Consider the following 8,109-nt stretch of genomic DNA (forward strand, 5'->3'; position numbering starts at 1 on the left):
TCCATGCCCCGCATCGTCCCAGCCGCTCAGGCAGTGCGCCAGTCGGAATGACGAGGGGTTTTGCAGACCTTCCCTAGTTCTCTCAAAACCGTCCCGAATGGTCGGTCACTCCGCTGTGGCAATCCAATACCAGCATCCAATACCAGCATCCAATGCCAGCATTCGGTGGCGTTTAGAGCTCGCCAACGTCTAGGCTTAAGGCGCCCGGGGGGGGGGCAGCTGGTTTGGTCTGTCTGGCCTTGGCCGGACGGCCGCCGCATATATTACTTCCTCGTATCCTATTGATTCCACTTAAACCTTTTGCTTCTTCGTCTCCCCACCAAACCGATGAATCGGACCGATCCTTCCTCCTCATCCGAGGCTGGTGCTGACGCACCCACCACTGGACCTCGCTCCCTCCGCGACGTGGTGCTGTCGATCACCAACGAGATCACTGCCGCCGTCGCTTTCCAGATGCAGATTCTCGACGGGATGCTGTGGGATATCGACCAACTGCTGAACGACTTGCAGCCTCCATTGACCGGAAAGATCCGTCTTTGGCAAGACACCAATGACCATCTGCAGCGCTACTTCCCGGTCATCTGGCGGAGGTCCAAGGCCGACAACAAATGGAAGTTCGACAAGATCGGTTGGGCCCGCTTGCCCTTGCGCGCCAAGCAAGTCAGGGAGTTCAACGACAACCATCCGTTGGTCACTGAGCTGCTGAAGCTAGCGGTCAAGATCTACCAAGCACGCGCTGGCCTCGTCACGTCGCTGACCAACTTCTCCCGCGGTTCGAAGCAACGGCTGAATACACTCAAAACCAGCGGAACCAATATGCGTCACAAACTGAACGATCTCGTAGCAGCGCGTGACTCCGAAAAGTACCGCACTTGGATCACTGGGCACCATCCTGTTCGCGAGGGCTTCGAGTCATCGACGGATGAAACGGACACATAGGCTGGCCCGGCGGTTGGCGAACAGATAGGCGTGGTGCGGCCGCGCCGCACCGAAGACCGCGACCACCCGGGCCAACGCAGCCTCGGTGCCGGCCCGCATGTCCAGCGGTTCGACCGCCAGCCACTGCGCATCCACCCGGATCAACTCAGCAACTCACGCAGCCAGACGCCGCAGGATGCCGCGCTCGACATCTGTCAACTTCCACCCAAATCAGGCCAGTTCGTTTTCGGCATATTCAGGCCAGTGAGGGCCTGGGGCGGCGGTGGTTGTTTCCGGCGTAATCAGGCCACCCGCGCCGAACTGAACCGCACGGGAGCCGCGATGGGCCGAAGGAGATTCGAGATGTTCCAGTACCGCCAAGTGCTTGAGCGGCTGCGCGCGGGCGACTCCGAGCGCGACATCGACCGCAGCGGACTCATGGGCCGCGAGTAGGCCGCCAAGGTCCGCGTCGTCGCCGCCGCGCGCGGCTGGCTCGATGTCGGCACCGAACAGCCCGACGACGCCACGCTGGCCGCCGCGATGCATGCGCCGCGCACGGCCAGTTCCTGCACCTTCTCGGCCGAATCCTGGCGCGAGCTCGTCGCCCAGTGGCTGGCCGCCGGCGTGCAGGCCAAGGCGATCCACGCCGCCCTGTGCCGCCAGCACGGCTACGCCGGCAGCTACTCCTCGGTCTACCGGCTCATCGTCTCGGTGCGCGGCGAGCAGCCCGTGGACACCACGGTGCGGCTTCACTTCGAAGCCCGGCATTGTCGTCCGGGTCAGCATCGGACCGAAGGCATTGAAGCCCACTCGGTTGTGTAGGCCGGTGTTCGCCGCTCCTGACGCATCTGCCAACCGCCGGAGGCCGTGTCGCTCGCCTTCGCCTGGCCGACGCGCATGGTGCCCTTGCCCCAGCGGCCGTTGATGCCGTCGAGCGCCTTCATCAGCTGCTCCCGGTCGCGCGCCGGCTCGTCATCCTGCAGGCCGAGCTCGAGCTGCTGCTCGGCCGCAGGCTGCAGGTCCAGCAGCATCACCCCGGCCTTGGCCAGGTTGAAGCCCGGCCGGTAGATCGCGTGCACCCCGGCCACCGCGCTGGCCACGATCGCCGCAGTGTCCGCACAGGGCCGCCGCAGCGGCACGACGATCGATCGCGAGTACTGTGCGTCCTTCCGCCTGAACGGAGAGGTCCTGAGAAACACGAGGACCTGTGCCGCATGGCTGTCCTGCTGCCGCAGCTTCTCGGCTGCCTTTGTGGCGAACGAAGTGACCGCTTCGATCAGCGGCTGCAGGTCGCGCACCGGTGCGCCAAAGGATCGGGTGCAAGCAATCTGCTGCCGCGGCGCAGCTGCATCTTCGAGATCGATGCAGCGCACGCCCTGGAGCTCACGCACAGTCCTCTCCAACACGACCGACCATCGCATGCGTGCCGTCACCGGATCGAGCTGGGCCAGCTGGCCAGCCGTCTCGATGCCGGCCGCGCGCAGCTGCTCCTCAATGCGTCGCCCAACGCCCCATACCTCGCCCACCGGCGTGGCCGCCAGCAACTCATGAAGTGCGCCAGGAGACAGGCAGCCAAGATGGCAGACCTGAGCGTGCTCCGACGGGTAGCTGCCAGGCTTGCGCTCAGCAGACTTGGCGATGTGGTTGGCCAGCTTGGCCAGGGTCTTGGTCGGACCAATACCGACGCTGCAAGGCAGCCCCAGCCACTGCAGCACGCGCGTCCGAACAGCGCGTGCTCGCATCACCAAATCGCCACGCACACCATCGAGTGAGATGAACGTCTCATCGATGCTGTAGATCTCCTGCTCTGGGCCGAGGCCGGCGGCCAGGCTCATGAAGCGGTCACTCATGTCCCCGTAGAGCGCGAAGTTCGCGGATAGGGCCACCAGGCCGGCGCTATCCACCAGGTGGCGGAACTCGAAGAAGGGCTGACCCATCTTCACGCCGAGCGCCTTGGCCTCGTCCGACCTGGCCACTGCGCAACCGTCGTTGTTGGACAGGACGACGACTGGCAAACCGTTCAAGGACGGGCGAAAGACCCGCTCCATAGAGACGTAGGCGTTGTTGATGTCGAGCAGCGCGAGCATGCGGTCACAGCGGCATGGTCTTGATCGACGCAGTGACCACGCCCCACACTTCAACGACCTGGCCCTCTCGCGGCACGATGTCCGGGTAGGAGGGGTTGGCCGCCTTCAACTTCATGCGGCCGGCGCGGAGCTGCAGTTGCTTGCAGACGAACTCGCCATCGACGACCGCGATAACGATGTGCCCGCTACGCGGTGTTACCGCTTTGTCGACGAGCAGCACGTCGCCGTCGAAGATTCCTGCTTCTCGCATTGAGTCACCACGGGCTCGCATGGTGAAGGTGGCCTGTGGGTGCTTGACCAGCTGGGCGGTCAGGTCGATCCTCTTCGCTCCCAGGTCCTCCGCCGGACTGGGGAAGCCGGCGTGCACGACCGCACCCAGGTCAGCGACCAAGAGCGGCAGAGCGGCGACGGCGACCGGAGCGCCGGCCTGGAGGTCGTAAAGGTAGGTCATACTGTATAAAACAACAGTATAAGTATGCACGCCCCTGGATGGCTGACTTCCAACACTGTGGTCAGAAGCTGATGTACTACCTCTTGTAAAAAGGTAGTATATAAACATGTTCGTCGACAACAGCCTGGCAGCTCAGGCCGCCTACTCCTCCGTGCTCTCGGCAGCCCGGATGGCGCAGCTCAACCGATCGCCCGCCGACCTTCCAGGCGGCTTCGCGTCGAAGCTGATCCACGGCAAGCGGTATCACTACTACCAGCGCAAGGGCCCGGCCGGCCTCGAGCAGATCTACGTCGGTCCGGATGACGAGGCGACCCGCGCGCTCATAGCAGCCGCTCACAACGAGACTGCGGTCGCGAACCAGGCGCACTTGCGCAAGCTGGCCAACGCGGCTGCAGCGTTGGGTTGCTACACCGTCGCGCCGAAGCATTTCCGAGTGCTGAAGCGCCTCGCCGACCACGGCGTGTTCTCGGCCGGTGCCCTTGTGGTGGGCACCCATGCCTTCCTGGCCTACCAGAACGTGCTGGGCGTGCTCTGGGGTGATCCTGGCCAGACTGTCGACCTGGACTTCGCCCACGCAGGCAGAAACTTGTCGTTGGCTGTGGCGCCGGACGCCCGCGTCGATGCCCACTCGGCGATCGAGTCCCTGCAGATGGGATTCGTGCCGGTGAACTCTGGAACACGCTACGTCAAGCCGGACGAGCCGGACTTCGATCTGGACTGGCTGACCTCCCGGACGCGCACCGGAGACGCGCCGGTCGACTGCCGCGCACTGAACGTAACCCTGCAGCCGCTGCGCTTCATGGAACTGGCGCTTGAGGCCCCCATCCCGGCGGCCCTGCTTGGCAGTACCTCGGCCATCGTCGTCAACCTGCCGGCGCCGGCCGCCTACGCCGTGGGCAAGCTGCTCGTGGCGGCCGAACGGACCGGGGACAGCCGATCAAAGACGAAGAAGGACATCGCCCAGGCCGCAGCGCTGATCGACTACTTCGTGCAGCGCGATCCCGACACCATCGTCGAGATGGTCGCCTCGACACGTGCACGCGGCCCGGCGTGGCGCAAGGCCTTGGACGTTGGATTAGATGCCCTTCACAGGACGTGGCCTCGGGTTGGTGAGAGCCTGGCTGCAGCGACCGAACAACGGCAGTAGGCAGGCACTACGTGGGCTCTCGACGCCGGCGCTCGGCAGCCAGTCGGTCCATCTCCCGATTGGCGATCTCACGTGTTCGGTCCCGCTCTGCTTGCTCTGCCTCGGCCTGCATACGCGCCTTGCGGTAGGCCTCAGCCGATTCCTTGGTGATCTGATCCTGCCGCTGGATCCAGGCCGAGATCCGCTTGTCATAGACGGAGAAGACGAGCCCAAGCAAGGTGTAGCCAGCCAGACCAGCAACTGCGTATAGCCACCAGCGCAGGTGCTGACTGACGCGCGCCCGAAAGTCCCGCGGAGCCTCCACGCGATCCTGGGACCACAGGCCCTGCCGCGCCTGCTGAGCTCCGGACAGGGCGGCCTGGTACTGCTCGCGGTCGGGCTGGTTCTGCGCATCGAAATAGTCGCACCAGGCCAGGCCGCGGCGAACCAGCTCGAGGTTCACGACGTGGCCATGGGGCTCGACCACCTCGACTGCGGCGATGCCGTCTTGGTCCCTCCCGCGAACCTGTGCCGTCACTTGTCGGCCGAGCACCATGGCAGACAGGGCTGATTGCGCTTCATCGGCGAAGGGCTGACCCGGCACCGGCGCGTCGATGAAGGCCAGCCGCAGCTGGTGCTCGCGCTGCTGCGCATCGATGAGGGTGACGGTGTCGCCGCCAGCGACCTTGACGATCTGCCCTTGAATCGTGTCGTTTGCCCACACTGGCGCGACCAGGCTGAGCCACGCCATGCCTGCCAAGAGAACTCTTTCAGCGAGGTGTGCCACGACTACTCCCCCAACTTTCGATCACGCGCCAGAGCGACTTTGGCTCTCAATTTGTCGATGACTGCGTCGGCCGAAATCCCATCGCCGGCGGCCTTGGTGCGTTTGATGGCCTCTCGTCCGCGCCGCTCGAACTCGGCTTGGCGCCGCAGGCGTTGCCTTTCGGCCCACTCGAGTCGTCGGTACTCCCAGCGGATGCCCCTCACGGCGCCTGTCAGCGGCGCAAAGTACAGCCAAACGCTGTGGCCGAAGAAGGCTTGGAGCGAGACCAACCGCCGATGAAGCGCTGACGGCACATTGAGTGGCATGCGCTCTTGAACCTGCATATCGTCCGGCTCCTGCAGTGAAGCATCCGCAGCACTCGGAAACTCGCCGCCATGCCGATCCGGGTCGAACTGGCCCAGGCTCTCGGCGCTCGGGTCGTCGATCCGCAGCCATCGTCCGAGCACGTCCTTGAGGCAGTGCTGGCACAGGTCGACCTGGACGTGGTTGCCATCGCCAAAGATGGAGGCGTAGCCGGCCTTCAGGTCGATGCTGACGAACTCGTGAAACTCCAGCTCCGCATCGCCCACCTCAGCCAGGCGGTCGCAGCGATCACACCGGATCTGCTTGACGAAGGACGCTGGACGCACATCTTTGATCTGCATTGGGACTCCGAGGACTTGATGTCTGGTGGTACGGCTGCGCGGAGGCGCCTCGTCCGAAGACAAGTGAGACCTGCACACACTCGACGGGCGCCACTTTCTGCGGCAAGATGCATCATAAACATCAATGAAATCAACAAGTTAAACGTACTTCACCTGTATGAATTCGATACTGAATGCATCCACTGTGCAGAGCTCCAGGGCGAGCACGCGCGGTGATGCGGGACGCCAACTGGAGTGGACATGGGTGCCTTGATCGTGCTGCCGCCACCGAATCGCACACGCTCCCGGCGGCTTCGCAACAAGCTGCGCATCGGCGAATTTCAGACGCTGAGCTTCGATTACGAACTGACCTGGCGGGCGCCGCCGTCGATTGAACTGCAGGATCGGTTCATCGACCACCTGCTCGAGCAGCTCATCGAGCCCCGCGCTCTGAGTCTGGGAGGCGGGGTCAACTGTGGCTTCGTGGCCGCACGACGGGGCAGTGTCACGGCAGCCGATCGTGAAGCCTTCGATGGCTGGATTCGCAACTGGTCCGGCATCACCAAGATCGAGATCGGACACCTGCGCGACGCCTGGTATGACGAGGCACCCTGAGCGCCGACCAATCGCCCATGGACATCACACGCACATGACAAACGAGAACAACGGTTGGAACATCGGTCGCGCGGGCCGGACGTGGACCGGTCCGGAAGGCCTGGAGAAACTCAATCGCCTACCCGGTTGCCTTGAAATGGTCCGCGGCAAGCTTTGCTTAGACGAGGCCCAGCGACTCACCCTGTTGGCCGGCCTGCTGGAGAACGTCGGGATCGACGACGTGGTCAAGCTCGGCAAACTTGAGGACTGGCAGCAAGCCGTTGCCGCGCGCGGCGATGCTGACGCCGACGAGCGCGAACTGTCCGACTCAGTCAGCGGCGATGTGCCTGAGCGGTATTGGAACTGCCGCGTCATCGAGTTCGAATCGGAGGAGGAGACCTGGTACGCGATTCACGAGGTGCACTATGCGCATGGAATGCCCGTGGCCCACACGGTTGAGCCAGCGACACCCGGCTGGTCCAGCATCGACGATCCTGGCGGCGCGCTGAGGCAACTCGCTCGATTCAGAGAGGCGCTCCGAAAACCCTTCTTGAAGGCGTCTGACTTTGAAGGTGCCGCAACCAAGGCGGAACTGTTGGACAAACTGGGCCGGATGGTTGAGGAAGCCGGTGGCAACCGTGATGTGGCCACGCTCTCTGCCTGGTTGAATGCCTGGCTTTCGGAGCCCTTGCCTGAGCTCAATGGCGCCACGCCGTCGCAGCTGCTGCACAGCGAGGATGGCCGGCGCCAGGTTGAATCCCTGCTCGAACGAATGCGCGGAGGCCTGTGTGCGTGAGATGTATTGCGGCGTCGTGCTGAAAGTGCCGCTGCCTTCCGACGAACAGCCGGTCGGCGCCCGCGGGGTCGTGGTCCATGTGCACGGCCAGGGGGAAGCATATGAAGTTGAGTTCATGACTCCCGCCGGCGAGACGATCGATGTCGTCACGGTCACGGAGGATCAGCTGGTGCCATCACCGCAAATTTTCGAGGAGGGTGTTGACGTCGAGACCCAATCCACGCATGTCATCCAGGTTGGCGGCTAACAGCCAATCTAATGCCCAAAGAAACCATGAAAAAGACATTTTCGACAAAGCGAATCAGATGAAAACATCCAAAGTCACTGCAGATCCAAAGAGCAAAATTGTTGGCAGCCTTAGCGGCAAAGACATTAGTGCCGCCTTCGCGAGGTTGCCACCTATGCCGGGTACGCCCGGAGCTGATGACTATTACTCAACGAAGAAGTCGACCGGGCTAGACATTGGTCTGCGCGACTTCCCAAAGCACTTGATTTCCAAAGAAGATGGCGTCTTCCCCCCCGAGGAGACCTGATCGAGCTCCGGGCTGTCGATGACCATGGCGCCAGTGTTGCACTCCTTCGGGCGGCTGCTCTGCAGCGAGATCAGACATTCAATGACACCCAACGAATGACCGAACTGGACCGCTTCAGGGTCACTCGAAGCGAAGCCGATCAGATGTGGGCTTCGGTGGTGAGCGAGGGCTTCAGCAGGTTGAAGCTCAGGGTT

The 8,109-nt window shown here is 63.3% G+C and carries 13 protein-coding genes; 7 read left to right on the top strand and 6 right to left on the bottom strand.

Translation table 11 applies throughout. The features are described from left to right. Positions 1 to 405 precede the first annotated feature (405 nt). The gene (locus J7U46_RS22980) at positions 406 to 939 is read left to right on the top strand and encodes a hypothetical protein (protein WP_282829576.1); all 534 of its coding nucleotides are present in this window, start codon (positions 406 to 408) and stop codon (positions 937 to 939) included. Here J7U46_RS22980 and tnpB read toward each other — a convergent pair. After that, positions 913 to 1,083, bottom strand: a complete 171-nt coding sequence (tnpB, locus tag J7U46_RS22985; protein ID WP_349239503.1) for an IS66 family insertion sequence element accessory protein TnpB — start codon at positions 1,081 to 1,083, stop codon at positions 913 to 915. The two genes, J7U46_RS22980 and tnpB, sit on opposite strands and share 27 nt — an antisense overlap. Positions 1,084 to 1,149: 66 nt before the next feature. Further along, positions 1,150 to 1,464 carry a hypothetical protein gene (locus tag J7U46_RS22990; RefSeq protein ID WP_282829577.1) on the bottom strand — a complete coding sequence of 105 codons (315 nt, stop codon included), beginning with the start codon at positions 1,462 to 1,464 and terminating at the stop codon, positions 1,150 to 1,152. Here J7U46_RS22990 and J7U46_RS22995 point away from each other — a divergent pair. After that, positions 1,459 to 1,740, top strand: a complete 282-nt coding sequence (locus J7U46_RS22995; RefSeq protein WP_282829578.1) for a hypothetical protein — start codon at positions 1,459 to 1,461, stop codon at positions 1,738 to 1,740. The two genes, J7U46_RS22990 and J7U46_RS22995, sit on opposite strands and share 6 nt — an antisense overlap. Here J7U46_RS22995 and J7U46_RS23000 read toward each other — a convergent pair. Beyond that, positions 1,698 to 3,005: a Y-family DNA polymerase gene (locus J7U46_RS23000; RefSeq protein WP_282829579.1), complete on the bottom strand. Its 1,308-nt coding sequence runs from the start codon at positions 3,003 to 3,005 to the stop codon at positions 1,698 to 1,700. The genes J7U46_RS22995 and J7U46_RS23000 overlap by 43 nt on opposite strands. 4 nt (positions 3,006 to 3,009) lie before the next feature. After that, positions 3,010 to 3,456: a translesion error-prone DNA polymerase V autoproteolytic subunit gene (gene umuD / locus J7U46_RS23005; RefSeq protein ID WP_282829580.1), complete on the bottom strand. Its 447-nt coding sequence runs from the start codon at positions 3,454 to 3,456 to the stop codon at positions 3,010 to 3,012. 106 nt (positions 3,457 to 3,562) lie between these two features. Between umuD and J7U46_RS23010 the strand changes: the two genes are divergently transcribed. Next, complete coding sequence (locus tag J7U46_RS23010) at positions 3,563 to 4,603, top strand: GSU2403 family nucleotidyltransferase fold protein (RefSeq protein ID WP_282829581.1); 1,041 nt, start codon at positions 3,563 to 3,565, stop codon at positions 4,601 to 4,603. Between the two features lie 7 nt (positions 4,604 to 4,610). Here the strand turns inward: J7U46_RS23010 and J7U46_RS23015 are convergent, their stop codons facing one another. Together J7U46_RS23015 and J7U46_RS23020 are read right to left on the bottom strand one after the other, a co-directional pair. Next, positions 4,611 to 5,369, bottom strand: coding sequence for a thermonuclease family protein (locus J7U46_RS23015; RefSeq protein ID WP_282829582.1), 759 nt, complete (start codon positions 5,367 to 5,369; stop codon positions 4,611 to 4,613). Between the two features lie 2 nt (positions 5,370 to 5,371). Further along, positions 5,372 to 6,013: a hypothetical protein gene (locus J7U46_RS23020; protein ID WP_282829583.1), complete on the bottom strand. Its 642-nt coding sequence runs from the start codon at positions 6,011 to 6,013 to the stop codon at positions 5,372 to 5,374. Positions 6,014 to 6,253: 240 nt separating this feature from the next. On the opposite strand from J7U46_RS23020, the gene J7U46_RS23025 reads away from it, so the two are divergent. Genes J7U46_RS23025 through J7U46_RS23040 form a run of 4 tightly spaced genes read left to right on the top strand, consistent with a single transcriptional unit; the run spans position 6,254 to position 7,915 of the window. Beyond that, the gene (locus tag J7U46_RS23025) at positions 6,254 to 6,607 is read left to right on the top strand and encodes a 50S ribosome-binding protein YggL (RefSeq protein WP_282829584.1); all 354 of its coding nucleotides are present in this window, start codon (positions 6,254 to 6,256) and stop codon (positions 6,605 to 6,607) included. A gap of 34 nt (positions 6,608 to 6,641) precedes the next feature. Further along, positions 6,642 to 7,382, top strand: coding sequence for an MbcA/ParS/Xre antitoxin family protein (locus J7U46_RS23030; RefSeq protein WP_282829585.1), 741 nt, complete (start codon positions 6,642 to 6,644; stop codon positions 7,380 to 7,382). Between the two features lies 1 nt (position 7,383). Beyond that, positions 7,384 to 7,629: a DUF4926 domain-containing protein gene (locus J7U46_RS23035; protein WP_282829588.1), complete on the top strand. Its 246-nt coding sequence runs from the start codon at positions 7,384 to 7,386 to the stop codon at positions 7,627 to 7,629. Then, complete coding sequence (locus tag J7U46_RS23040) at positions 7,607 to 7,915, top strand: hypothetical protein (RefSeq protein WP_282829586.1); 309 nt, start codon at positions 7,607 to 7,609, stop codon at positions 7,913 to 7,915. Before J7U46_RS23035 ends, J7U46_RS23040 begins: the two co-directional genes overlap by 23 nt. Positions 7,916 to 8,109: the final 194 nt, after the last annotated feature.

It is taken from the genome of Pelomonas sp. V22 (genome assembly GCF_030014915.1).
Lineage (GTDB): Bacteria > Pseudomonadota > Gammaproteobacteria > Burkholderiales > Burkholderiaceae_C > JAUASW01.

Coding starts and splice junctions, on each gene's coding strand:
- J7U46_RS22990 (WP_282829577.1), bottom strand. CDS start 1,464: ATGCATCGCGGCGGCCAGCGTGGCGTCGTCGGGCTGTTCGGTGCCGAC.
- umuD (WP_282829580.1), bottom strand. CDS start 3,456: ATGACCTACCTTTACGACCTCCAGGCCGGCGCTCCGGTCGCCGTCGCC.
- J7U46_RS23020 (WP_282829583.1), bottom strand. CDS start 6,013: ATGCAGATCAAAGATGTGCGTCCAGCGTCCTTCGTCAAGCAGATCCGG.
- J7U46_RS22995 (WP_282829578.1), top strand. CDS start 1,459: ATGCATGCGCCGCGCACGGCCAGTTCCTGCACCTTCTCGGCCGAATCC.
- J7U46_RS23040 (WP_282829586.1), top strand. CDS start 7,607: ATGTCATCCAGGTTGGCGGCTAACAGCCAATCTAATGCCCAAAGAAAC.
- J7U46_RS23030 (WP_282829585.1), top strand. CDS start 6,642: ATGACAAACGAGAACAACGGTTGGAACATCGGTCGCGCGGGCCGGACG.
- J7U46_RS23035 (WP_282829588.1), top strand. CDS start 7,384: ATGTATTGCGGCGTCGTGCTGAAAGTGCCGCTGCCTTCCGACGAACAG.
- J7U46_RS23010 (WP_282829581.1), top strand. CDS start 3,563: ATGTTCGTCGACAACAGCCTGGCAGCTCAGGCCGCCTACTCCTCCGTG.
- J7U46_RS23000 (WP_282829579.1), bottom strand. CDS start 3,005: ATGCTCGCGCTGCTCGACATCAACAACGCCTACGTCTCTATGGAGCGG.
- J7U46_RS23025 (WP_282829584.1), top strand. CDS start 6,254: ATGGGTGCCTTGATCGTGCTGCCGCCACCGAATCGCACACGCTCCCGG.